This window comes from Methylicorpusculum oleiharenae (assembly GCF_009828925.2).
GTDB lineage: Bacteria > Pseudomonadota > Gammaproteobacteria > Methylococcales > Methylomonadaceae > Methylicorpusculum > Methylicorpusculum oleiharenae.
In genome coordinates this window covers 471,154-496,211 of record NZ_WUTY02000001.1, presented here as the reverse complement: position 1 = coordinate 496,211, position 25,058 = coordinate 471,154, and the positions used below count along the sequence as shown (strand labels likewise).

17 protein-coding genes are annotated in these 25,058 nt (G+C 45.6%); 9 read left to right on the top strand and 8 right to left on the bottom strand.

Features of this window, described 5'->3' with window-relative positions; genetic code table 11:
• The first annotated feature begins 617 nt into the window (after nt 1-617).
• Nucleotides 618-1,421: a serine hydrolase gene (locus GO003_RS02325; protein ID WP_231088782.1), complete on the top strand. Its 804-nt coding sequence runs from the start codon at nt 618-620 to the stop codon at nt 1,419-1,421.
• Between the two features lie 218 nt (nt 1,422-1,639).
• Here the strand turns inward: GO003_RS02325 and ftsH are convergent, their stop codons facing one another.
• Nucleotides 1,640-3,607 carry an ATP-dependent zinc metalloprotease FtsH gene (gene ftsH / locus GO003_RS02320; protein ID WP_159657419.1) on the bottom strand — a complete coding sequence of 656 codons (1,968 nt, stop codon included), beginning with the start codon at nt 3,605-3,607 and terminating at the stop codon, nt 1,640-1,642.
• Nucleotides 3,608-3,817: 210 nt separating this feature from the next.
• Here ftsH and GO003_RS02315 point away from each other — a divergent pair, with 210 nt between their 5' ends.
• A complete protein-coding gene (locus GO003_RS02315; RefSeq protein WP_159657421.1) occupies nt 3,818-4,576 on the top strand; it encodes a rhomboid family intramembrane serine protease in 759 nt (252 codons plus the stop codon).
• Nucleotides 4,577-4,625: 49 nt separating this feature from the next.
• Here GO003_RS02315 and opgC read toward each other — a convergent pair whose 3' ends face one another.
• The 7 genes from opgC to GO003_RS02280 form a co-directional block, all read right to left on the bottom strand.
• Nucleotides 4,626-5,807 carry an OpgC domain-containing protein gene (gene opgC / locus GO003_RS02310; RefSeq protein ID WP_159657423.1) on the bottom strand — a complete coding sequence of 394 codons (1,182 nt, stop codon included), beginning with the start codon at nt 5,805-5,807 and terminating at the stop codon, nt 4,626-4,628.
• Between the two features lie 324 nt (nt 5,808-6,131).
• Nucleotides 6,132-8,717: a glycosyltransferase gene (locus tag GO003_RS02305; RefSeq protein WP_159657425.1), complete on the bottom strand. Its 2,586-nt coding sequence runs from the start codon at nt 8,715-8,717 to the stop codon at nt 6,132-6,134.
• 237 nt (nt 8,718-8,954) lie between these two features.
• Complete coding sequence (locus GO003_RS02300; protein ID WP_159657427.1) at nt 8,955-10,265, bottom strand: coiled-coil domain-containing protein; 1,311 nt, start codon at nt 10,263-10,265, stop codon at nt 8,955-8,957.
• Nucleotides 10,258-11,535: a hypothetical protein gene (locus GO003_RS02295; protein ID WP_231088781.1), complete on the bottom strand. Its 1,278-nt coding sequence runs from the start codon at nt 11,533-11,535 to the stop codon at nt 10,258-10,260. The genes GO003_RS02300 and GO003_RS02295 overlap by 8 nt, the downstream gene beginning before the upstream one ends.
• Before the next feature lie 298 nt (nt 11,536-11,833).
• On the bottom strand, nt 11,834-12,505 hold the full coding sequence (locus tag GO003_RS02290) for a PEP-CTERM sorting domain-containing protein (RefSeq protein WP_159657429.1): 672 nt from the start codon (nt 12,503-12,505) through the stop codon (nt 11,834-11,836).
• A 45-nt stretch (nt 12,506-12,550) separates the two neighbouring features.
• The gene (locus tag GO003_RS02285) at nt 12,551-13,270 is read right to left on the bottom strand and encodes a PEP-CTERM sorting domain-containing protein (RefSeq protein ID WP_159657431.1); all 720 of its coding nucleotides are present in this window, start codon (nt 13,268-13,270) and stop codon (nt 12,551-12,553) included.
• A gap of 202 nt (nt 13,271-13,472) precedes the next feature.
• Nucleotides 13,473-14,246 (bottom strand): hypothetical protein, encoded by a 774-nt coding sequence (locus tag GO003_RS02280; RefSeq protein WP_159657433.1) that lies wholly within the window; start codon nt 14,244-14,246, stop codon nt 13,473-13,475.
• 715 nt (nt 14,247-14,961) lie between these two features.
• On the opposite strand from GO003_RS02280, the gene rlmH reads away from it, so the two are divergent.
• The 7 genes from rlmH to tldD all read left to right on the top strand — a co-directional run bounded on the left by rlmH (nt 14,962) and on the right by tldD (nt 25,019).
• Nucleotides 14,962-15,432 carry a 23S rRNA (pseudouridine(1915)-N(3))-methyltransferase RlmH gene (gene rlmH / locus GO003_RS02275; protein WP_159657435.1) on the top strand — a complete coding sequence of 157 codons (471 nt, stop codon included), beginning with the start codon at nt 14,962-14,964 and terminating at the stop codon, nt 15,430-15,432.
• Complete coding sequence (locus GO003_RS02270; RefSeq protein ID WP_159657437.1) at nt 15,429-16,004, top strand: Maf family protein; 576 nt, start codon at nt 15,429-15,431, stop codon at nt 16,002-16,004. The genes rlmH and GO003_RS02270 overlap by 4 nt, the downstream gene beginning before the upstream one ends.
• Nucleotides 16,001-17,455, top strand: coding sequence for a ribonuclease G (gene rng / locus GO003_RS02265; protein WP_159657439.1), 1,455 nt, complete (start codon nt 16,001-16,003; stop codon nt 17,453-17,455). The genes GO003_RS02270 and rng overlap by 4 nt, the downstream gene beginning before the upstream one ends.
• Nucleotides 17,456-17,682: 227 nt before the next feature.
• Nucleotides 17,683-21,501, top strand: a complete 3,819-nt coding sequence (locus GO003_RS02260) for a YhdP family protein (protein ID WP_159657441.1) — start codon at nt 17,683-17,685, stop codon at nt 21,499-21,501.
• A gap of 283 nt (nt 21,502-21,784) precedes the next feature.
• Nucleotides 21,785-22,597, top strand: a complete 813-nt coding sequence (locus GO003_RS02255; RefSeq protein ID WP_206444700.1) for a carbon-nitrogen hydrolase family protein — start codon at nt 21,785-21,787, stop codon at nt 22,595-22,597.
• 36 nt (nt 22,598-22,633) lie between these two features.
• Nucleotides 22,634-23,308 (top strand): outer membrane protein assembly factor BamC, encoded by a 675-nt coding sequence (gene bamC, locus GO003_RS02250; RefSeq protein WP_159657443.1) that lies wholly within the window; start codon nt 22,634-22,636, stop codon nt 23,306-23,308.
• A gap of 271 nt (nt 23,309-23,579) precedes the next feature.
• Nucleotides 23,580-25,019, top strand: a complete 1,440-nt coding sequence (gene tldD / locus GO003_RS02245; protein WP_159657445.1) for a metalloprotease TldD — start codon at nt 23,580-23,582, stop codon at nt 25,017-25,019.
• Nucleotides 25,020-25,058 lie beyond the last annotated feature (39 nt).

Here is a 25,058-nt window from a genome sequence, read left to right as displayed (position 1 = left end):
CACTTACTGAGTTGCCAATAAAAATAAATCAGTCAGTTTTGGCGTAAATTGGTTTCTAACTACTCTTTTTTGTGCGAATTCACACTCAAAGTCTAAAAATCAAGGTTGTTAAATTCGAAGGGTAGGCTATCATAACCGACAATTTGGTTTAAAGTGTTAGTCTAACTGTAAGATTTTGTAACAAATGAGGCGAAGACATCTGCGCTTTTGTTGTCTTGTTTGGCATCCTGGGTTATTGTTGAAATCCTTAAAAATAAAGTTACTATTCAGCAGAACAACAAAAACTACTTAGATGTACAGTGTAGGTTGTGGTTTGCGGTAGCCAACCCAACATTTTAAGGCCATGGAATTAATTGTTGGGTTGTGAAAAGCATGCAATCCAACCTACGCTGAGTTTTTACAAAAATAATTGATCCTGAAGTAATAGTGCGGCCGGAAGATTCGATCATGGTTTATTGTCTTGGTAAGAAATAATCAATTTTTATCTTTCATTAAAGGCTCAGCGTCCAATCCGTTAAGAATGTTTTTATTTTTTGCTGCTATTTAAAGAGTTTATGAGACTGTCACAATCCCCCCTTTTTCAGATAATTCAATTCGTCCTGTTATCGCTATTATTTATGACATCGGCTGCCTCGGCGGGTAACCGCTTGTCTTTGCAGTCGGCCTCTGCGATTGTGATTGATCAGCTGACAGGTAATATTCTTTACGAAAAAAATTCTCAGAAAATTGTCCCGATTGCATCGGTCACAAAATTGATGACTGCGATGGTGCTCCTGGATTCCAAGCCCCGACTGGACAAAATGCTGACCATTGCATCTGAAGATGTCGATAATTTTAAACACAGCCGTTCACGCTTGACGGTAGGTACCTCGATGACGGTCTATGAAATGTTGAGATTGGCGCTGATGTCTTCAGAAAACAGGGCGGCATCGGCACTTTCCAGAAACTATCCTGGCGGTAAGCGGGCCTTTATTAATGCAATGAATCGTAAGGCTTTGGTTTTAGGTCTTAGTCATACTCGTTTTAGGGATCCTACCGGACTGTATGCCGAAAATTCTTCCAGTGCGCGTGATTTGGCCAAGATGGTCGCTGCGGCAGCCAGATACCCACTGATCAGGGAGTTTACGACGACCCAACAACATCATCAGCAAGTCGGTAAGCGCAGTTTAGTGTTCAACAATACAAATCCTCTAGTCAAAAACCCCAAATGGAAGATCGGTGTTTCTAAAACAGGGTTTATCAATGAAGCCGGAAAATGTCTGGTCATGCAATCATGGTTCGAGGAAAGGCCGACCATTATTGTGTTGCTGAATGCCTGGGGAAAATTAACTCCAGTAGGTGATTCTCAACGCATCAAAGAATGGTTGGCGCATAATTCGAAATCGATTTTGGCTTTGGAGTCAGAGTCAGGCGTAAATTAATTCAGAACATCTTTATTCAATCATTGGCTTAAGCCAAAGGCTAAGAATATGGCCGCAAATATTCATCCGGTTTCCCAGTGTTCCGGTATTCTGCGTCGTTAGCCACAAGTCTATCGTAGGTTGGTCTGAGCGTTAGCAAGCCCAACATAATCGGCATAGCTTGAATTTGTTGGGCTTCATTTCATTCAGTAACACTTATGTTGCCTGCTGATAAAAGTTTAACCGGCTTCCATTAAAGACTTCATTTCATCATGCAGAATAACTTCTTTTTCAAGCAGAAGCTCAGCAATCTTGTCTAACACAGGGCGTTTATTGATCAGTATTTCGGTCGCACGTGCAATACCTTCATCAATCAATGCTTTGATCTCGGTGTCGATTAACCGCGCGGTGTCATCACTGAAGTTGCGCTGTTCCGACACTTCAGTTTCAAGAAACTGCAATTGTTGCCGTTTTCCATAAGTAACCGCGCCCAGTTTTTCGCTCATGCCCAATGAACACACCATGGCTCTGGCAATTTCACTGGCTTTTTCAAGATCATTCTGAGCGCCAGTGGATATGTTGCCCAAAGCAATCGATTCTGCCATTCTTCCTCCTAATAGAATAGCGATTTGGTCTTTCAATTCGTTTTCAGTAGATAAAAACTTTTCTTCGACCGGCAGTTGCAAGGTGTAGCCTAAAGCGGAAACGCCGCGAGGAATGATCGATATTTTATGCACAGGCTGGCCGGTAGGCACTGATTCGGCGACCAAAGCATGTCCTGCTTCGTGGAAAGCAACACGGCGTTTTTCCTCAGGTCCCAATAGGCGGCTTTTTTTCTCGGGTCCGGTCAGAATGCGCTCAATGGCTGCTTCGAAATCTTCCATTCTGACTTGAGAATGGTCAGCCCGGACGGCAATAATAGCAGCCTCATTTGCGATATTGGCCAAGTCAGCCCCGACAAGGCCCGGTGTTCTGCGGCCCACCACTGTCAAATCAACATCATTGCCCAGTTGTATGCCTTGGGTGTGCAATTTAAGAATCTTGATCCGGTCTTCCAGATCAGGTTTGTCGACCACAATTTGCCGGTCAAAGCGGCCCGCTCTGAGCAGGGCTTTATCAAGAATTTCAGGGCGATTGGTCGCGGCCATTACCACAACTCCCGAGGAAGGGTCAAAGCCATCCATTTCAGTCAGTAATTGATTAAGCGTTTGTTCGCGTTCGTCATGTCCGCCAATCATCACAGGGCCGCTTCTTGAACGGCCTATAGCATCCAGTTCGTCAATAAAGACAATGCACGGGGCTTTTTGCCGCGCTTGTTCGAATAAATCACGGACGCGCGCGGCACCCACACCGACAAACAATTCAATAAATTCCGAGCCACTGATATTGAAGAACGGAACGCCTGCTTCACCGGAAACCGCTCTCGCCAGAAGGGTTTTGCCGGTGCCGGGAGGGCCTACCAGTAACAGTCCTTTAGGCATGCGACCGCCAAGCCGTTGAATTTTTTCCGGCGCTTTAAGAAAATCGATGGATTCTTTAAGTTCCTGTTTGGCGCTTTCGGAGCCTGCGACATCCTCAAATGTGAGTTTTTGCGTTGTTTCAGGTTGTATACGAACTTTATTGCCCATGTTCATGAACCCGCGTCCGGCACCAGGAGCGCCTCCTGCCATCCGTTTAAAGAACCACAGCCAGATTGCCGCCAGAATCAGCATAGGAATGACCCAGTTAAAGAGCAGGTTGGTTAACCAGTTTTCGCCGCTTCTGACGATAAACTCCACATTGTGTTCGGCCAGTTTTTGAGCCAGCGAGTCATTATGTAAAGGAAAAGTGACAAAATGTTCTGGCGGTTTCGAGTCGTCTTCCGATTTGATCAACCCGGTGATGGCTTTTTCAGTGATGACAGCGCGTTCAATTTTATTTTCGCTGACGAGTTGCAGAAATTTGTTATAAGGCAGTTCGTCCTTTTGAATGTCTTCCACACGATTAAAAATAGACAGAACGAGCAAAACGCCGAGTACAATGAAGAAGATTCTAAGAGGTTGTGATGCGTTCGTGTCTTCTGGAGAGGATGGCTTTTGCTGTTGAGGCGATGGCTTGCCTGATAATGTTTCATAAGCCCATTTCAAAAACTTTTTTACAAAAGTGAATGCTCCGCTTATAAAAGCAAAGAGAGCCTGTACTGGTTTCGAATCTTTGGGTTCGTCCATTTTTATATCCTCGAATGAATGGCTATCAGTGATGACGATTCACTCAATACCGGGTGATCGTCAATTAACATCATAACCTAATCAATTTGATGGTGGTTTACAATAGAACGGTGTTGATTATCTACATCAAAAGTTGCCAAATCCAATATGGCATCGGGTTACTATTTTTCAAGTATTTTTGCAGTGTCTTAACTATCGGGAGCACAATCAATGATACCCATACGCGATGAAAATCCCACGTTACATCAGCCGGTTGTTACGATAGTCATTATTGTGGTCAACATCTTTATCTGGTTTTTTGTTCAAGGCGCAGGCAGTGAGTTGGGGCTTGCCCAATCCTTATGCCACTACGGACTCATTCCGGGAGAATTGCTGGGTTCATCTGCCAGTAACATCAAGATACAAATCACCGGAAACTATGCCTGTGTGTTGGGCGATGGAGGCAGCATAACCACGCTGCTATCTCATGCATTTCTGCATGGGAGCTGGTTTCATTTAATCGCTAATATGTGGTTTCTATGGATATTTGGCGATAACGTGGAGGACGTGATGGATAAAGTGCATTTTGTGTTTTTTTATCTCATGTGCGCATTTGCTGCGGCTGTAGCACAAATTCTTACCGCTCCGGATGCGGTTACACCTATGGTGGGTGCGTCCGGTGCAATTGGCGGGGTTATGGGCGCTTATGCGAGGCTTTATCCAAAAGCCGAAATACAGACAGTAATTCCTATCGGGTTTTATATTACCTCGGCATCCGTTCCGGCTGCATTTATGCTGGGTTATTGGTTTTTGCTTCAGGTGCTCAGTGGCTTACCTGCTTTGGGCGGGTCTACCGGTGGTGTTGCTTTTTGGGCGCATGTAGGTGGTTTTGTAACCGGCCTGGTTTTAATTGGCCCTTTACACCGTCCTGATTATCTTGCCGCGCATAGCGCACTCTCACGAAATCAGCGTTCAAATTTCAGGTTTTAACCCGCTATTGAAAATCCAGCCGATTGCTTGTTTGCCTTCAGATGGGCGTCTAACGAGGAATGATTTTAAATAGAAACTGATTTTTAACCATCCACCAGATCATGATCAGTGTAAAAAGGTGAATGCCGGTGTTGATTAATATATTTTCATAGCCGGGCAATGGAGTGCTGCTGATCAAGACAATAAAGTAAATATGCAGGATAAAAACGTACAAAGAAGCTTGACCGATAGGAATCAAAAACCAACCCAAAAGCTTATTGAATTTGGGCCAATGATAAGTCAAAGCGTTAAAAAAAATAATAAACAGGGCTGCATTATTAATCAGTCTCCCAACACCCAGCCAGGTTTTGTCAAACCAGCGTATGTACATTTCGGTATAGGCTTCCGGGTCAATTAAAGAAAATGTAGGGCCAGGCCAAAAAAGAGCATTGGTATTGTTCATCGCCAGAAAGAAAAGGCTCAACGCAATAAGCCACGCCAGGCTATTTAACCATTGCTGCTTCGGAGCAGTGATGAAGCTGAAAATGGTTTTACGGTGATAGCCCAACGCTATGCCGGTAAAGAACAGCGCTTGCCAGGTCAACAAAGGGAACGCGTATTCGAATTGTGCATGGGTGACATTGAAATGGCAAAAATCGTCCAAAGTAAAGATTGTCCAAATCAACACCAAGACCCAAAGCGTTTTGCCCTGGCGAATCAAAAATAATATGACAGGCGAAAAAGCGATTAACAGGATATAGAGTCCTATGATTTGGAACTGATGTGGGCCCATGCGCAGCAGCAGAGCGCGCTCCAGAAAAGTTGACCAGGGTAAATCCGGATCAGGAAATACAGGGTAGACCAAACCTGAGCTGAAATCTATCCAATGCGTTACTTTGAATGTTTCAATTCCGGGAATCGTTCTGAACACAACAATACTGAAAATGATGACCAGATAGGCAAGATAGAGCTGAACGGATCGCCGCCATAAGCGTTTGGCAGTGGAAAACCAGGTTTCTGTGGTCATCCTTTTTTCGCTGACTAATCCCAAGACTGTGCCTGATAAAAAGACAAATCCTTCCGCGCTGGAGACAAAACCTATACGTTCCCAGGCAAACATGCTTAAAAAGGATAAATAGGATAAGTGAATCAATACGACCAACAGCATGATTAAACCGCGCAAAAAATCGAGCCGCAAGTCGCGTCCGGATTGAATAAAAGCCGAGTAATCAGCGGGGCAGTCAATGTTCATGGGAATTCCCTGGTAGCGTTTGAGCAGGGTTATTGAAAGATAGAGGGGCTTAAAAGCGCTCTTGTTATTATTTATTTTTAAGGTTTTGGCAAACCTGTTTTTAGCTTAAGGAAATAAAAGGTAGTTAGGATCCGTGAACCCTATTTTTCGTTAAAGCTTATAAAACCCTGGGCGAAGATACTTACATTGCGGTCGCATTATATTGCTAACGCCGCTGTCGTGACGAATGCGTCACGACAGTTTCACTTTCGGCTCAGAAAACCGGTTTAGCAGTGTTCGTTTAAGTGTGCCCCTGTATCGATAGTGAAAATGGTAAACGGTTGTTTACGATTTTTTTCTCGAAGGCAAATAATTAGGGGCAATACTCATTAGCAAGATTAGCAATGATGCAATGTAGGGCACCGATTGAACCGCAAGTACGGCAATCCAGAGTTTTCCGCTCAAATTGTCGAAGTGCTCCAATGAGTGCATCGATAGAATGGCGGTAATGAGTAAGGACAACAGCAGTAATTCTTGCCAGATCGTAGCCAAACCGGCAATAAACGGTCCCTGCTTTTCAAGTTTTGGGGTTCGCATAAACGGTTTTCCGGAAGTAAACAAGCCCTGTATCGTGCCTTTCGCTACGGTATGAGTGAGCGATAATCCGGAAAGCGCCGCGCCAAATGATTGTAAGATTGAACAGTTAACCCGGGCTTTATACAGCCAAAGTGTTCTAATGATTTTAAACCCGAACAAGCCAATTGTCGGCAACAGAAGCGCATTGACCGGTAATTCACTGTGCAGCGGATCGGATACCAGCAATGCGGTCATCACAAGACTGGCGATTGTCAACAAAAGCGCTAATGCATCCGAAAACCACGGTAACCAACCGGCAATAAAATAATACCGTTGGGCTGTCGTTAAAGATGATTTTTTACTGGGGAGAAATTGCCGCCAATGATGTTTGATGATCATCATGGCCCCATATACCCAGCGAAAACGTTGTGTCATGTAGCCGGAGAAGGTATCTGGCATCACCCCACGGCCAAACGATTCTTTGCAGTAAACGGAGTCATAACCGGCTTCATACAGACGCAAGCCCAGTTCACTGTCTTCGCAGATACACCACTCACTCCAGCGGCCTGTTTCAACCAGAGCCGATTTTCGAATCAATGTCATCGTACCGTGTTGAATGATGGCGTTGTACTCATTGCGCTGTACCATGCCGATATTGAAAAAGCCTGCATATTCCCAGTAACAGACCTGTTTAAACAGGTTTTCGTGCAGGTCGCGGTAATCCTGAGGCGATTGAACAAAGCCGACAGTGTCATTTTCAAAATAAGGCACCATCGATTTCAGCCAATCGGGTGAAATGATGTAATCGCTATCGATGACCGCAATGATTTCTGCGTCATCAGCGGTCTGATCCAGGCCATAGTTGATAGCTCCGGCTTTATATCCGGGCCAGTTTTCAAGATGGAAAAACCGGAACTTTGCCCCCAGTCGTTCACAATCGTCTCTAACCGGCTGCCAAACTGCCGGATCCCGGGTGTTATTGTCCAGAACCAGCACTTCGTAGTCTGGATAATCAATGTTGGCCAGCGCTTCCAGCGTCTCTCTGACCATTTCAGGCGGTTCGTTATGAATAGGTAAATGTATCGATACTTTCGGAAAGACGAAATTACTTTCCGGTTTTAGCGGCTGAAATGTTCTAGAACTTTTTCTATGCCAGATGACTTCAGCTATTTCAAGGCTTTCGGTCAGCAGGATCAAAATAGCCAGCGCCTGCATCAATAAAAGAATCAGCCAGAATACGATAGAGAAAGTCGTTTGATATTGCTGGGCGGCGATCGATGCCGACCAAATCAGAACAGAGGCGGCAATATTGGCAATTATGCCGAAAAATAGCAGTCCCGGTAATTTAAGCTGGCGTCGGCTGAATAAAAATAGCCCCATCAAAATGAAGCTGAAGATGGCAGCGCCACTTGCCCAGTCCTGCCATTGAGGCATAGCCAGCACATCTCCGACCATCGGAAACTTTGGCTTTCTATCCGCATTGTAGATACCCCAATAAGCGCCGGAAGAGCCTTCCCGTGCGATTTTCCAGGGTTGGTCGAATGCTTCGATTACGTAGTAATTGACTTTTTCTTTTGACGCCCGGTTGAGGAACTGTCTAAGAAATTTGGCCTGATTGGTCAGTGAAGGGGTGGCGTGTTTGAACGCTTGACCATCTGAAGGCCAACCCACTTCCGTGATAATAATCGGTTTGTTCGGGAAAGCCTCTTTCATCGCGTTGTAGCGGAAGAAGATGTAATCCACTGCGTCTTCAACAGCAATGCCTTCCCAGTAAGGCAGAATATGGACCGCGATATAGTCGACTTCGTTTGCCAGTTCCGGGTGAGCTAACCAACGGTCCCAGGTTTCTGAAGTACTGACCGGACGCCAGGTGCGTTTCTTGACTTCGCGAATGTACTCTATGAGTTGTTCAACAGGGATATCGTTTCTTAAAAGAACCTCATTGCCCACCAGCAAACGGACAATGGTCGGGGAATTTTGATTGCTGAGGTTAATCAGGCTCTCAATTTCCCGGCTGTTTTTTTCGAGATTCGTATCGATCCAGGCACCCATCGTAACATTCAGCTTATTTTTTAAAGCAAATTCGGGCACTTGTTCCATGCCGTCAAGAGAGCTGTATGTTCTTATCGCATAGACTTTGTTGGCGAGTAAGCTGACATCTTCCTCGATTTGTTCCAGGGAAGGGTAGCGATTGTTCATCGGATCAGAGTCCCTGCGCATCGGGCTGAATGTCACCCCCATCATCGTTTTGTTCCATGATGGTATTTTTAAAGGGTTATTGACATAGCTCCAGATACTCAGATTGATCAGTAGCAGTATCGAGATGATAAATAAGGTCAGTGTTTTGGCTTTCATTCAGTCGCTTTGGGCTTTTGGGTAGTTGAGATGACAGATCAGTGGGTCAATATGAATGATTTTCAGACTAGGACTTGGATGATTCGATAATTCCTTAGGGTAAAAACAGATAGCATCAAGCCGGTTAATTATAGCTATTGCACTTCAACTGTTGCATATTTATTACAACAGAAGTTTGAACATGTTTTAACCTTCATCTGGTCTGATTTAAGTCGGATAGTATCCTGTGATCGTTGACTACTCGTTCGAGGATTCGGCGCTCTTAATTTCATTAAGTAGATCGGACCGTTGTTTTTCCAGTATCAATAATTCAATATCCCGCCGTAAAAACTCTTCGCTGTGCAGGGTCGCTTCATAACGTTTTCTTTGCTCGTCTATTTGCAGGTCCAGTTCTATGTCTTTTAACCGGCTTTGGTGTCTCAGTTTTTCAGCATGTAATTTTTCTTCAAGTTTGAGCTCTTCGCCTAATTTCAACTCCTGCAGCGAAATTGCGGCTTCAGCTTCCAATTGTTTAAGCCGTTTTTCCTGATTGATTTTTTCAAGTTCCAAATGTTCTTTTGTTTCGTTCCATTGAACCTGTTCTAGCTTAAACTCCTGTATTTGTAGTTCTCTTTCTTTTTCCTTTAATAACTTTTGATGCGCCAGTTTTTCATCAAGCAGTTTTTTTTCAAGTTCCAGCTGATTTCTTTGTTCGACTTCTTTAAGGTGAGCCCGATGGCGTATTTCCTGGAGATGTAGTCGCTCTTCCAGTTGGAATTGATCAAGTTGCTGTTGCTGCTTCTCTTCCAGTTGACGTTTGGTATTATCTGCAATCAACGCCTGTTCAATTCGCTTTAAGTCATCTTCCTTATTGCGCTGTTCTATCATTTTAAGGCGTTTTTCAAGCAGGGATTGCTCGGCATTCTGCTCGTGTTCGAAACGTTCTTTATTCAGTCGCTCTTGAAATTCAAAGTTTTTTTTAAGTACTTTCAGGTAAAGACTTTCTCTTGCAAAGTGATCAACGCCCTGGTTATTGCCTTCTATTTCGCTGAAATGAGGCTTGATGAAACATTGGGTAGTGCATTGTAAATGCTGTGTTATCAGCGTCTCATTGATGCGGCTTTGAATCGCTTTTTCAGTCAATTCCAAGCCGTCTTCAACCCAGTCGTTTTCAGTCAATCGGCGAAGTTCCTGATCAACAATCAGCCGGATAAGACTTTCGCAATTGCTTTGGGCGTATTGGTTAATGCTTTCTACGTGCTCACTGTTTTTTATGACATATTTCAATGTCGCCTGCAGTCTCAGAGACAATGCCGTTTCGAAACGGCAATAGCCATCATATAACGTGGTTTCAACAAGAACTTGCCAGTCCTGAATCGGGATGGGATACAGGCGGTGGTAAAAACGGGGCTTAAAAGCCTCCGGTCTCTCAAAAATACTTTGCCAGGGGCCTAAATGAGCAATAACAATCTGACGGCCTGCATCAAATCCAGGGTCCCACTCTTCGCCCTGAGTGTCAGCTTGGGGATTGATTTCAGCAAGCCAGATGTCTAAAGGCGAATTAGTCATTATGATGATCTCCGGCTTCAGTTCTTTCTGTGGCTGTTTTTGAGCGCATTTTTATCTGTTGAAGCCTGTCACTCATTTTCTCGGCAATCAGGGGATAAAGTGTCGGGGCAAATTCAACGGTTCTGTCATCAATTTTACGCATGAAGCCCCGGCTCAGCAGCAAACCTACCGCAAACATGCGAGGCCAGTCTACATATTTTCTGGCACGTTCAATTTCAGTTTTTTCGATAACCATTTCCAACGCATCATTTTCATTAATACGAAATTCGGTAAATTGCCGAAGGCATTCAAAAACCAGTTCTTCTTCCTGCTCCGTCAGGGGGCCGGGTGCGGTAAATTCCAATCGGTAAGAAAGCAGTACGGTAAAGAAATCGACCATGGCTGCACAGATTAGCGCGAACAGGGAAAAACCGGACCACATGGCAAATGATGGCTTGATACCTTGAATATACTCCGAATACGGCATGAGTCTGGGTGCTGCGGGCAAGCTGTCATGAAATTTTGCTACCTGTTGATTAAACTGTATCTGAATGGCTTGCAAGCCGAGTAGCAGGTTTTGATAGCCTTCTTGTGCTTCCTGCGGATCTTTGTCGAGTAATTCCAGGTTAATGGATGTCTGGTTAATCAAGGTATCCAGTTTTAACAGTTCTGATTCAAAGGTCTTAAACTGCTCCTTTTTCTCCTCAAGCTGTTGCTTGTAGTGCTTATAAAAAGGCCCCTCACCCACCTGGCGCTTATAACTTTCAACAATTTCAGGGTGGGTTCCGAAATAAGCTTGCGAAACTTCTTTAGTGAGTTTGTCTAGCGCAAGTCTTTGTTCGACAAGAACTTCTCCTTTGATAGCCATGATTTTCTGGAGGTATTGTCCAACATCTGTTCTGACCTGGTTAAGCCGGTCAATCCGAATGCTGTCACGTTCGGAGATTTGATAAAACTTGAAATAGGAAAAGGATACGGAGGCCGTTACTGCAATCAGCAGAGACAGCAAAACGCTCAGGTAACGCGGGCGGTTGGCTGTCCAGTGAATTCCGGCGATTTCGACTGAGCAGATCACCATGATGGATTGAATTGCTATCGTAATGATCAGTGCAATCCACGGAGTAATAAAAAAAGACATGCCGTAGTAGGTCGTAAATCCTGACGCCACACTGAGCATGAGTACAATAGGAATGGACCAGATACGCAACAAACTGACAAAAAGCGTCTGAATAATATTAATGAGACGGCCCAACCCGCCATTTTTCATTTTTATGAGAATTCGATTATCCATCGTTCAATTTATTATTGTTATTGTGAACGTAAGCCGCGTTTTAACTGAAGAAAAACGTCGCGCCGTAAATGTGCGGGACATAGTATCACATTGAAATTGAATACTAATTATTGTATTTTTCTGAGAATATCAATCAAAATTTGTCTGTCGCTTGAAGACAGAGAAGAAGGGTTAATCAAGCCGATTTTTTCATCAATCGGAAGTTAATGGCGAGGTGGGGGTGCTGTCAAAAATGACAAGCTGACTGACACTTATGACATCGAAATGCCATAAGTGTCAGTGGGAATCGTCTGGTAAATTAGTTGTGCTGGTATTTGCGAAAAGAACTTATTCCAAACAGGGCCAAGCCCATCAAAGCAAAAGCAGGCGGAAGAGGGACTGGCGTGGTTGCAGTCAATACATTAAATTCGGCATCCCAGCTGACCGGGCCTTTAAAATTGAGCTGGAACTGGCGGAGTCCCTGAAAAACAGAGGCATCATCAAAATCACTGAAGTTGACATACAGATTGCCCGCCCCGTTAATCGCTATTTGATTAGATGAAGATGAGCCGTTGGCAATCATTTCTACAAAGACGCCCGATTGAATATCGATTGCTAAGACTTGCAGCATGATGGCGTTTCCATGCTGCGTAAAGTCGGTCAGGTTGAAGTCCCAGATTACCGACGCATTTCCGGCTGATTGAGACGTGTTGGAAATGGATAAGGCGTTATCGGTTTCGATAGCCGTTTCATGAAAGTCGCTGCCTGTGGCTTGTGCGATAAGGGTTCGGGTTGCTCCGGTCAAATCGGAGCCAACAATAGCAAGCGGACCTTCTGTAGTTGCGCTATTGTCGCCACCTACGTCAGAGATATACTGGTAATCCGAGAAATTGTCGATTACCAGTGCATTAGCCTGGCTGAATGAAGAAAATGCCAAGCCAAAGGCCAATGATAGTAAGGTCTTAATTTTGCTGGTTTTTAGTGAGTTCATGAAGATGGATCTCGGGTATGAATGTAGGCTTATGATGAGCGGTAGTTAAAATTGGATGTGGGTTCGCTTAAGCGCACCGAATACCAGTAAACCTATTGCCAATAAAGCATACAGAGAGGGTTCAGGGACTGCGGCAGTTGATGCTGAACCGGTTCTATTCACGGCAGAAAATTTGAAGTCGAAATCCAGTGCCTCCACGCCTTTTATTATTAACGCAAAATTTTGTACAGAAGCCAGTTCCGAAGGGTTGCTAAAGCTGATGAAATCAATATAAAAACTGCCTGCGCTATTGAAAAGCTGAGGGTCTGAAAATGAATTATTGTTAATAATCAACGCTAATTCAGCATTCAGATCAATTTTAAGAATTTCAATCAGAAAGGCATCTGCATCTCTAGTAAAGTCAATGGTGCCGAAGTTGTCGTAAAGAATTGACGCAGTGCCGTTTGATTTTTCAGAATTTGAAAAAGATAGCAATCCATTCTCAGCGCTAATGTGAGTGTTGATGGAATTCTTTGCTTTCTCGACGTTTGAATTGGGACTTCCATCCGCTGTGGCGCTAAAGGTTCTTTGAACTCCGGTCAGACTGGATGACGAACCACTCAATGCCATTGAGCTGTCGGAGGCTCCTGAGGAAAATAATTTGTCTTTAACTTGTTGACGATCCGTAAAAGTATCGATGATAAGCGCGGCCTCGACAGCGCTGGTCTGCATTACCGTTAAGGTGATGACCGATGCCAGTATTTTGAGGCAGTGAGCGTATTTCATTCGTTATCCTTGCTTTTAGTGGGTAGGTGTTAAATCATAAAATAAGCATTTTCTATGCCATTTATTTCGAGATCTTAAAAGATGGTTCTTCAAATGATTTGGTGTCAGTTGCCGGTTTATTTTTATCTCCCTTTGCTTTGAATTAGGACAGAAGAGACTACTTCGCTAATTGGTAAAAAATAAGCTAATAATTGAGCAATGATTAATTGTTTATTCGAAACGGCGCCACGATAAAAGCGATTAAAAAGCCTGATAACGAAAGGATACACAGCCATGTTGCGAAGCTGAAAAGTTTTCTGAGGCTAGGATTAGCTTTTTTGACTATCTCAAAATCAGTGAGATAAATTGTTTCGCAGGCACCGTTGCCGGTATCGAAACGTGAAGTACTGGTTCCGCGTTTAAAACCGTTTCCTTTGTTTTCGTATTCAGATAAAAAACCTTTCAGTCTGATATGATCGCCGTGTTCGGCGGCGAGTAAGGATTTTTTGATTAAGGTCTGATCACTCAGCAGATGATTATTTGACAACGCTTCATTTTTAAACAATGTGCCTGTTGACGAATCCTGCCATGATGCCCAGCACGTCCAGCTGTCATTTTTAAATTTCATTTGCTCGTAAACACCGGTAGCGACGTTATCACCCCAGATAACGCATAAATCACGAAGATTGATAAAATCTTTCCAGCGTTTATGGTGCCAAATATTGCCGAAACTGCCGGCATTGCTGTAACTGACCACGATGCCGTTCAATTCATAGGTGTATCGAGGTTTAATCAAATAAGTCTGATTGTTAACATCCAGCGTAAACGGCAGGTTTTCTTCGTTCAGCTCGGATTGAACTGGTTCAGGCAATTCGTTTGCATCGTAAAACTCAGGCTCAGGTAGCCGGTCTTTGTAGAGTCCGCTGATGGCTGCGGTCATGAAACTTATCCAGAAAAGCCATTTGAATAATCGTTCAAGAATCAAACTGACCGGCATGTTCAACCTCATTTAAAAAACTAGGAAACTACTCGCCCGTTTGGAATAGAGGGTGTAGGTGCTTGATTAAAATGCTTCTGCAACAGCGAAGCTGCAGAGAGCTACATAGATGGACGTATTCATGCTTCTTTTTAAATCAAACATCTACACCCGATAAAATGAGAGGGTGAGCAGATATAAAATTCGCTTCATTTGATTTAAGAGTAGTCTGCGTGTTCATCTTCGCAAATAGTCCGCCCTTGAGATCTAGTGTCGTTGTCCAGGGAAATAACAACAATTCACAGTTTGATGATATCCCCATCGTAGATCGAAATTCGGCACCGGGGAGCCCGTCAAAGGACGCCATAAAACCATCCATGTAGTCTCTATGCCAGCATCCATGCTGGCATAGCCTTTGCCGAACAACCCGATGCCTCCTTAGGCACTGCCGAAATTTGAAGTGCGAAAGGTATAAATAAAGAGTAGGCATAAGCTTTGCGGGGAGGTCGGCAGCACGGCAGCAGGGATTGCGGCCGTCAAGCCCCAATGGATGGGTCTACGGCTTTCCTCGCAAGGCTTACGCCAAACCCTCACAGCCACATTAAAAGTTCAAGCTGGGAATTGCTGGAGAAATTGGTTTGTCAGCGAGTTTCAATCTATCGCTTGCAAAAGTGGACGAACCAAAGATTTTAAAACCTCATTGCAAGGTGTTGGGGTTCTGTGTATTCTGCCGCGCATGCAAATACAACTCGTTTCAATAGGCCAAAAAATGCCCGCCTGGGTTCAGCAGGGGTTTGATGAATACGCAAAGCGGATGCCCAGGGAATGTGAGTTGGTGTTAAAAGAGATTGCGGCAGGGAAACGAACTAAAAACAGCGATGTTGCACGCATCGTTAAAGAAGAAGGCGAAAGAATGCTGTCCGCGATTGCAAAAGATACGCATGTGGTCACTTTGGATGTGACTGGAAAGCAATGGTCTACGCCTGAGTTATCCCAGGCCATGCAGCGCTGGTTAGGGCAGGGCCGTAACGTAGCCTTGCTGGTCGGCGGACCTGAAGGCTTATCGGACGAAGCGAAAGACTTGGCCGATGAATCCTGGAGTTTGTCACGGCTGACTTTTCCTCATCCTCTGGTGCGGGTCATGATTGCCGAACAGATTTACAGGGCCTGGACCATTCTTAATAACCACCCCTATCACCGCGAATGACGGCTCAAATTATTCTGGCTTCAGCTTCGCCAAGACGGCGGGAATTATTGGATCAGATCGCTGTCCGTTATGAGGTATGTCCCGTGGATATTGACGAGACGCCAAAAATAGCTGAGCCGCCTCTTATCTATGTCCAGCGTGTTGCGGCGGAAAAGTCGGCTGCATGTGCTGCGATTACCGGTGTCTCTAAACCCATTCTGGCTGCCGATACGGCGGTGATTCTAAACGGCAACATTCTGGGTAAGCCGATTAATCGGGACCAGGGCCTGTCAATGTTAAGGCAGTTGTCCGGAACAACGCATCATGTTTTCTCCGCAATTTCGGTCAGAGGCAGCCAACATGAAGAAGCCGTTAGTATTACAGAGGTAAGTTTTCGAAAACTCAGCGAGGCTGAAATAGCTGCATACTGGGAAACAGGTGAGCCTGACGACAAAGCCGGTGCTTATGCCATTCAGGGATTAGGCAGTATTTTTGTCAAGACAATCACCGGCAGTTTTTCCGGCGTAATGGGTTTGCCTCTCTATGAAACAGCCGAGTTACTGGCGAAACAAGGAATTGAAATTTTAAGATGAGTGAAGAAATTCTGATTAATGTGACGCCGCCTGAAACACGTGTGGCCGTTATTGAAAACGGTGTCCTGCAGGAACTGGTCATTGAAAGGACCAGGCAGCGCGGTTTGGTAGGCAATATCTATAAGGGAGAGGTTTGCCGGGTTTTGCCCGGCATGCAAGCGGCTTTTATTGATATTGGTTTACCGAGAGCTGCGTTTCTCCATCTTTCCGATTTATGCACCAAGGACCTGGAAAAAAAAGGATCAGCCAATATTGAGCACTATCTGCATGAGGGTCAGCATATCGTTGTCCAGGTGACAAAAGACCCCATTGGCAGCAAAGGTGCGCGGCTTACCACTGAGATATCTATCCCTTCCCGCTATCAGGTCTATATGCCTTATACGCATAATAGCGGTGTTTCTCAGCGGATTGAGTGCGAGAAAGAAAGGGCTAGGCTTAGGGCCTGTCTTGAGACTTTTCGTGAGAAGAATCAATGCGGCGGGTTTATTGCCAGAACGGCTGCCGAATGTATCGACGAGCCTATCCTCATGTCGGACATGACCTTTCTTTTGAAATTGTGGGAATCGATATCGGCAAAAATTGAGCAGGCAACTCCCCGGCAGTTTATTCACAAAGATTTACCGCTCAGTGTCAGAACGCTTCGGGATCTTTACAAAGAGGGTATTGAACGTGTCCGGGTTGATTCCAGAGAGACGTATCATAAGCTCATCGAATTTGCAGAAGTCTTTGTGCCTGATATTGTTGATGTCATAGAGCATTACACCGGAGAGTGTCCGGTTTTTGATATCTACAATGTTGAAGATGAGATACAGCGGGCACTGGATCGAAAAGTAAAATTGAAATCCGGCGGGCATCTGGTCTTCGATCAAACCGAAGCAATGACCACGGTCGATGTCAATACCGGCAGCTATGTCGGCGGGCGCAATCTGGAAGAAACAATCTTCAAGACCAATCTTGAGGCGGCTCAGGCTATCTGCCGTCAGTTGAGACTACGCAATCTGGGTGGGATCATCATTATCGATTTTATCGATATGCAGAGTAAAGAACACAAAGAACAGGTCTTGCAGGCCTTGGAACGGCATTTGGAAAAAGACCACGCCAAAACCAAAATCACCGAAGTATCCGCTTTGGGGTTGGTCGAAATGACCCGTAAAAGAACCCGCGAAAGTCTGGAGCATATTTTGTGCGAGCCTTGCTCGGCTTGCGGCGGCCGGGGGGTTCTTAAGACGGCGGAATCGGTTTGTCTCGAAATTTTTCGGGAGATTATCCGAGAAGTCAGGCAATATAATGTTCAGAAATTAATGGTTCTTGCTTCTAACGAAGTGGTCGAGATGCTGCTGGATGAAGAAGCCGACATGCTCGCCGAACTGGAAATGTTTCTGGGCGTACGCATCAAGTTCAGAGCGGAAGCGCAGTATAATCAGGAACAATATGATGTGGTACTCCTTTAGTGATGCTGAGTTGTTTGGTCTGTTATCCCTCATAGACTGATCGCATGCCCTGTTTCGGCGAGTGAATTATTCAAAAATAAGCAGCGGCTTTTAACACAATCTCGCTTGCCTGCTTTCCGGTTCAAACTTTACGATATAACACTGCATCCTTTTTAACGATCATGGCAAAGCAATGGAGTTTCCTCGTGCCTTTGACTATATAAGCGGCACCCAGTGGATTTAAATCAGTGATTCATCATCTTACGCGTGCGACGCGGCACCTCATTTTCTGGTCTTTACTGACAGCAGCATTAGGTTTGACGGGAATTCGAATCTTGATGACCGGTGTCGAGCGTTACAAAGCGGTATTGGAAAAGGAGGTCAGTACGTTAATTGAAACACCGGTCAGAATCGGCAAGCTCAGCGCTGGAATGCATCACTTTACCGCCATAGTGAAACTGCAAGAGATTGATATACCCAGTGATAACAATTCGCCAAAAGCCGCAATAAAGCTGGATGAAATAAGGCTGAGTGTCAATCTTTGGGATCTGGCTCTGACCCGTCAGTTATGGTCATCTTCCTGGTTGACATTGGTTGGCGCCGAACTGACTGTAAGGCGCAAGACCGACGGCAGTTTTGCGATTGCAGGTCTCAAAGCCGGTGCCGGCGATGAAAAACCCCTTTGGTTACTGCAAGGCAATAAATTCGAACTATTGCATAGCCGAATTACTTGGCAGAATGAGCAACTTAAAGCCAAGCCCGTGCTTTTTGATCAGGTGGATTTGGTCATTAAAAACGATACGGATGATAACCGGCATACTTTACACATGATATTGGATCTTCCCGAAAAGTTGGGGCGGTCATTGCAGCTGTCCATGGTCTTTGATGGAAATTTATTTGAACCCGGCCAGTTGAATGGACAGGTTTTTCTGGAAGGTAATGATGTACATCTGGCGCAATTTTTGACAGGGGAGATGCCTGCTGAGTTGTTGGTTAACGCAGGTCTTGCCGACTTTAGAGTTTGGATGAACTGGCATCAGTCGCAATTAAAACAAGTTCAGGGTGAAGGGGTTGTCAAAAAACTGGCCGTCAAGACTCGATCCTCCAGGTCACCGCTGGCTCTGGAAAAATTAGAGACCCGGTTTCGCTGGCGGCAGCAAAGTCCAGAGCGGTGGCAACTGGATGTCAATGATTTACTCATTGAGACCAGAGAGTCGATTTGGACTCCCGGACAATTCAGCCTGGCTGTGCAGAATGATTCACAGGGAGCCGCCGGACGTGTTTCATTGGCTGTAAAAAAAATGGATCTGGAGCCTCTTTCAATGCTGCTCAAGTTGATGCCTGAAGCCGAAACAGGGGATGCGGGCCTGCCTAATATGTCCGGGCAGTTGCTGGATTTTAAGCTGGATGCCGATATCAGCACTCAGGCTTTTTATGTTGATGGTAAATTCAGAAACCTGGGGCTTGCCGAAAAGAGCCCATTGCCCGGATTGCAGGGCTTGTCCGGTTATGTAAAAGGTGATTCCAATAAAGGCCAATTGACAGTGGATGCGGAAAATCTCGATTTTTCTGCATCAGAATTGTTTCGTAATCATTTGGCTTTGCAACGCGTTAAAGGCCGGATTTTTTGGCGTCAAACAAAAGACAATTGGAAAATAAGCACCGCGGATTTGGCTCTGGATTCTCAGCCCATCAAGACCTTGAGTCGCGTGAAACTGACTATTCCCAAAAACGGGGATTCACCTTTCCTGGATTTACATGGCGACTTTTCTATTGCCGATGCCCGTGCCGCGAGTCACTATTATCCGGTTGGCATCATGAATCCGGGCGCCTTGGCCTGGTTGGATCATGCGTTTGTCGGCGGACAGGTTCCCCGTGGCGGGCTATTGATTCACGGGAAACTGGAAGATTACCCTTTTAACAAAGGGCAAGGTGTTTTTCAGGTGCTTTTCGATGTTGCAGACGGTGAATTGGAATACAGTCCTGATTGGCCTCATCTGACGAAACTCGATGCTCAGGTCGAGTTTTTGGGTGAGGGTTTGACGGTCGATATTCATTCGGCCCAGTCATTGGCTTGCAAAGTCGATGAAGCCCTTGTCACCATCCCCTCGTTAGAAAACAGCCCGCATGTGCTTATCAAAGGAAAAGCCCAAGGTGAAATGGCTGGTATTATGGCCTATTTAAAAGCAACACCGCTTAAGTCAACCGCAAATTCGCTGCTGGCTGCGATTACGCCAAAAGGAAGCAGCCAGATCAACCTTGATCTCAAAATTCCTCTGGACGATGTGGCTCCGTTGTCTGTCAACGGTGATGCAAGTCTGGAGAATGCCTCGCTGAGAGTGCATGCTTTTGACCTTCCGGTCACACAGATCAAAGGGGCGCTTCGCTTCGATCAGGTCGGTGTTTATGGTAAGGGCATTACGGCCTCGACATTGGGCAGTCCCATTAAACTGGATATCGACACCAAACCGGAACAGACCGATATATTCGTCAATGGTCATGCCGGTATTGAGGCGCTCAGAAAACAATTTGACATGCCTTTCTGGTCGATAGCCGAAGGCAGCTCAGATTATCGCCTGCAACTTCGTTTGCCATCGGCTCAAAATAAACCACCCGAATTAATCATCACTACCGATCTGATCGGTATGAATATTGATTTGCCTGAAAATATGGCTAAATCCAAGCAACAGAAAAAAAGTCTGGTACTTAATTTTGATCTGGGTGATGAGCAATTTCTTCCTATCGGCTTGACCTACGACAATACCCTTAAAGCCGCACTCAAAATTGATGTGCAGCAAAAACAGCTGTATGCCGGACATTTTTTAATCGGACAAGGGGTGGCTGTGGCTCCCGAAGAGAAGCGGGTCCGTTTTGAAGTCAATAGTGAACGGCTGAATGTTAAAGGCTGGTTGAATAGCGGGCCGGTAAAAGGCGGCGTCAGTCCCGATTTTATTGATGAATTCGAAGTTCATACGCAGCACTTGATCAGTAATCAGAACGATCTGGGTGCGGTTTATCTGAAGTTAAAGAGAACCGAATCTCATTGGTTAGGCTCCATTACTGCGGCTATTGCTAAAGGCGAATTTAAAATGCCATTGGATTTATCGGGTAATGACAAAATTACGCTGGATATGGATTTTATCGATCTTCACGGCATCAATCAGTTCCAATTGGAGGGAGGGCAAGCGCAGGCTGATCCTGTCTTGCCGTTATTTGATATCAACAGTAAAAAAATCCTCTGGAATACGGTTGATCTGGGGCAACTCACGCTGACATCAAAGCGAACCGAAGAGGGGATTTATTTTAATAAGGTTGAGCTGACGAGTCAGCGGCATGAATTAAGTTTGACAGGTAGCTGGAAAGTTAAGGATAACCAGACGCAAACACAAGTGAAGGGGTTTTTAAAAAGCGAAAAGTTTGGCCCCCTTCTGAGAAAGCTGAATCTTTATAAAGATATGCGAGGCGGTAAGGTCTTTGATGATTTCGCATTGAATTGGGAAGGGGGGCCGCACCAATTTAACCTGGCCGGCATAAACGGTTATGTCGATGTAAAATGGCGGGATGGCCGTTTATTGAGCATTGAGCCGGGATTAGGCCGGGTCCTGGGGATACTGGCTTTTTCCCAATGGGTTAAGCGCTTACAGCTTGATTTTCGCGATGTGTATAAAGAAGGTTTGATGTTCAACAGCATCAAAGGCCGAATCAATCTGAACCGGGGTATCGCGGATACGCACAATCTGGTGGTTGATGCCGTGCCCGCAAAAATTACGATCACGGGGAAAACCAGTTTGATCGACAAAACACTGGATCAATTGGTCAGCGTGGTACCTAAAAGTTCTGATGCCGTGCCTATTGCTGGTACAATCCTCGGCCGGGTTACCGGACTGATTGCCGGAGCGATGACGAATGATTTCCAGGATGGCTTTTTTTTCCGCTCGGAGTATCAGTTAAAAGGCACCTGGCAGAATCCGGAGATTATTCCTACCCATGAAAACGATGGTTTATTTCAAAAAACCTGGAAGGGCATTACCGGATTTCCATGGGTTACCGATGAAGAGGAGCCGTGATTTTTTAAAAAAGTAATTGGTCAACGGATCATTAAAACAAAGTTGATGCAGCCCATCTGCTGGGTTTCGGCTATCGCCTAACCCAACCTACGCTGAGTGATCCCATAGAATTTAACGATCATCAAGATGCTTTCATCATCTCCGAAAATGAAAGTACCCGGTTTAGCAATGCCATTAATTTAAGCGTGTTGTGTAGGAGCTGGGCATGGCCCGGTCCTACTAAACTGCATTGCCCTCTTATGATCTAGCACTTTGATTGTAAAATAACAAAAAGGGAATAAAAATGAGCAAATGCGCAGCCATACAAATGGCTTCAGGCCCCAGTGTTTCTTCAAATTTAACAGAAGCAGGCCGACTGATAGGTGAAGCCGTCAATGCCGGAGCAAAACTGGTCGTTTTGCCTGAGAATTTTGCGCTGATGGGCGAGCATGAATTGGATAAACTGAAAGTCAAAGAAAAAGACGGGACAGGGCCTATCCAGGATTTTCTTGCTGAAATAGCTCTGAAACATGGCATATGGGTGGTAGGCGGAACCATTCCCCTTGCCGGTGACCAGGAAAATAAAGTCAGGGCCTCCAGTTTGGTTTATAACGACAAGGGTGAACGCGCCGGACGTTATGACAAAATGCATTTGTTTGACGTGGCGGTTCCCGATACCGAGGAAGTCTACCGAGAATCCAACTCGATTGAACAAGGCGATTCGCTGGTCGTTATCGATACCCCGTTCGGTAAACTGGGATTGTCGGTTTGTTACGATCTGAGATTTCCCGAGTTTTACCGTAAGCTGGTGGCTTTAGGCGCAGAAATTCTCTTGGTTCCCTCTGCATTTACGGCTCAGACCGGCGCTGCGCATTGGGAGACGCTTTTGCGTGCCCGCGCGATAGAAAATTTGGCTTATGTTATCGCCCCGAATCAGGGAGGATTTCATATTAATGGCAGAAAAACCTATGGGCACAGTATGATTATTGATCCCTGGGGGCTGATTCTGGATTGTTACAAAACCGGAGGCGGCTTTGTCTGTGCCGAAATTGATCATGAACGCCTTGCAAAAGTCAGATCAAGTTTTCCCGTGTTACATCACCGGCGCTTTGACTGATTAAGGCTAAAAGAATTTGTTAACAACCGAACTGATATGATGAATCGCTCAATTCAAAAAATCGTGTATTGTGTTTTCGCAGGATTTAATGCTGCTGTCTTGATGTCGTGTGCAGAGACTGAATCAAAATACAGAAACACCGAAGTTCTCGAGCGTCCTCCCGAACTGGCTGTGGTCATGCCGGAACATCCTGTCGAGACGATCGATCCGGTTGCAACTTCCGCCTCGATAAAAAAAGGGCTGGGCGATAAAGTCAGGCTGGAAACCAGCGGCATCGCTTCAACGCTGGTGATCAATGAAGCTTTTGATCAGTCCTGGTTTATTTTAGGTCTGGTTTTAAATCAGCAGGAGATCGAGATCACCGATAAAAACCGGGATGAAGGCTATATCTATGTCAGTTATGACCCGGATAATCCCAACCAAAAAGGATTATTGTCAGGATTTTTGTCGGCGGACAATTACGAGGAACGAGTTTATTCGCTGCAGTTAAGAGAGGCGGGAGAAATCACTGAAATTACCGCGAAAATTGTAGAGGACAAGGATAGCGAAAAAACGTTCGGCAAACCGGACGAGCAAACGGATAGGGATGACGAATTAAAAGACGGGCCGGACCGTTTGCTGGATACCTTGTACAAAGTTTTGCGTGATGGCGTCTTTGAAGAAGTTGACGAAAAAGACGGAACGCTCAGCGTGCCGGGTCTTTTCAATTGACGTATCACTATAGAGCGATAGACTGATGCTTATTGATGAGATGCGGCGCCTGCTTCCGGGCTATGACTAACAATACGTTTCACGTTATTTGAGTTTTCTTGCAGGGTGAATTCATTCTGCTTAACCGATGAATTCGTGAAGCGAGTGCGAGTCCAGTCGCAGTAGTCAGCTTATCTTTATTAACGGGCAAAATAAGCATGACTGAGTACTTGTATCCCATGATTGTCATCAGATTAAATCAAACAACCCATAATCAAACCAACTAAAGCATATGGACAGACTTACTCAAGCCAGACAATCGATACTCGCGCCTACAGGTTTGCAAGACAGCGATATCGAAAAAATTATGAATAGCTTGCTCAGTGCGCAGGTGGATGCTGCCGATATTTATTTTCAGTCCAGCCATTTTGAATCCTGGGTTATGGAGAGCGGGATTATCAAGGAGGGCAGTCACAATATTGAAAAAGGTGCAGGCGTCAGAGCGGTTGCCGGTGAAAAAACCGGATTTGCCTACAGTGATAGGATTGAATTGCCGGTGCTGATGGAAGCGGCCAATAATGTCAAAGCGATCGTCCGGCAAGGTCAGGAAGCGCGCTCGGCCCTGTTCAAGCCCAGTCATTCCCAACCTTATTACGGCACATCCAACCCGCTTAAATCGCTGGCGGATCAACAGAAAGTCGATTTGCTGCGCAAAGTAGACAGCGAAACCCGAAAGCTCGATAGCCGGATTGAAGAGGTCATCATCAGCCTCATCGGTGCGCATGACAGTATTCTGGTGGCCAGTCAGGACGGTAAGTTGACTGCCGATATTCGCCCTTTGGTCAGAATGAATGTGACCGTGATCGTGGTCCAGAATGGAAGGCGTGAACAGGGCAGTATGGGCGGTGGCGGCCGGTGTGATTACACGATGTTTTTCGATGAAGACAAAGCGCTGGACTATGGAAAGGAAGCGGTCAGATTGGCTTTGGTTAATCTTGAAGCCGTTGAAGCTCCGGCAGGAAACATGACCGTGGTCTTAGGCTCCGGCTGGCCTGGTATCTTGCTGCATGAAGCTATAGGGCACGGGCTTGAAGGTGACTTTAATAGAAAAGGCACGTCCGCGTTCAGCGGCCGGGTCGGCGAGCGGGTGGGTTCCAGTTTATGCACCGTCGTGGATGACGGCACGCTGCCTGGACGCAGGGGATCATTATCGATAGATGACGAAGGTACGCCTACCGAAAATACCGTTTTGATAGAAAACGGCATTCTCAAAGGTTACATGCAGGATAAGCTCAACGCCCGCTTGATGGGCGTCAGTCCAACCGGAAACGGGCGTCGTGAGTCTTACGCGCATTTGCCGATGCCGCGCATGACCAACACCTATATGTTACCGGGCGCGCATGATGCCGAAGAAATTATTCGTTCGGTTGAAAAAGGTTTGTTTGCAAAGAATTTTGGTGGCGGCCAGGTCGATATCACATCAGGAAAATTTGTCTTCTCGGCAAGTGAAGCTTATTTGATTGAAAACGGCAAACTGACCCGACCCGTCAAAGGTGCCACACTGATTGGCAACGGTCCGGATGTGTTGACCCGCGTGTCGATGGTCGGTAATGACTTGCAACTCGACAGCGGTGTGGGCACCTGCGGAAAAGATGGTCAAAGCGTGCCGGTTGGCGTGGGTCAGCCTACGCTCAAAATCGATGGGTTGACGGTAGGCGGGACCAGTATTTGATGATAATTGTCACTGACCTAAATAATCAATAGGGAATCA

Coding starts and splice junctions, on each gene's coding strand:
- GO003_RS02325 (WP_231088782.1), top strand. CDS start 618: ATGACATCGGCTGCCTCGGCGGGTAACCGCTTGTCTTTGCAGTCGGCC.
- ftsH (WP_159657419.1), bottom strand. CDS start 3,607: ATGGACGAACCCAAAGATTCGAAACCAGTACAGGCTCTCTTTGCTTTT.
- GO003_RS02315 (WP_159657421.1), top strand. CDS start 3,818: ATGATACCCATACGCGATGAAAATCCCACGTTACATCAGCCGGTTGTT.
- opgC (WP_159657423.1), bottom strand. CDS start 5,807: ATGAACATTGACTGCCCCGCTGATTACTCGGCTTTTATTCAATCCGGA.
- GO003_RS02305 (WP_159657425.1), bottom strand. CDS start 8,717: ATGAAAGCCAAAACACTGACCTTATTTATCATCTCGATACTGCTACTG.
- GO003_RS02300 (WP_159657427.1), bottom strand. CDS start 10,265: ATGACTAATTCGCCTTTAGACATCTGGCTTGCTGAAATCAATCCCCAA.
- GO003_RS02295 (WP_231088781.1), bottom strand. CDS start 11,535: ATGGATAATCGAATTCTCATAAAAATGAAAAATGGCGGGTTGGGCCGT.
- GO003_RS02290 (WP_159657429.1), bottom strand. CDS start 12,505: ATGAACTCACTAAAAACCAGCAAAATTAAGACCTTACTATCATTGGCC.
- GO003_RS02285 (WP_159657431.1), bottom strand. CDS start 13,270: ATGAAATACGCTCACTGCCTCAAAATACTGGCATCGGTCATCACCTTA.
- GO003_RS02280 (WP_159657433.1), bottom strand. CDS start 14,246: ATGCCGGTCAGTTTGATTCTTGAACGATTATTCAAATGGCTTTTCTGG.
- rlmH (WP_159657435.1), top strand. CDS start 14,962: ATGCAAATACAACTCGTTTCAATAGGCCAAAAAATGCCCGCCTGGGTT.
- GO003_RS02270 (WP_159657437.1), top strand. CDS start 15,429: ATGACGGCTCAAATTATTCTGGCTTCAGCTTCGCCAAGACGGCGGGAA.
- rng (WP_159657439.1), top strand. CDS start 16,001: ATGAGTGAAGAAATTCTGATTAATGTGACGCCGCCTGAAACACGTGTG.
- GO003_RS02255 (WP_206444700.1), top strand. CDS start 21,785: ATGAGCAAATGCGCAGCCATACAAATGGCTTCAGGCCCCAGTGTTTCT.
- bamC (WP_159657443.1), top strand. CDS start 22,634: ATGATGAATCGCTCAATTCAAAAAATCGTGTATTGTGTTTTCGCAGGA.
- tldD (WP_159657445.1), top strand. CDS start 23,580: ATGGACAGACTTACTCAAGCCAGACAATCGATACTCGCGCCTACAGGT.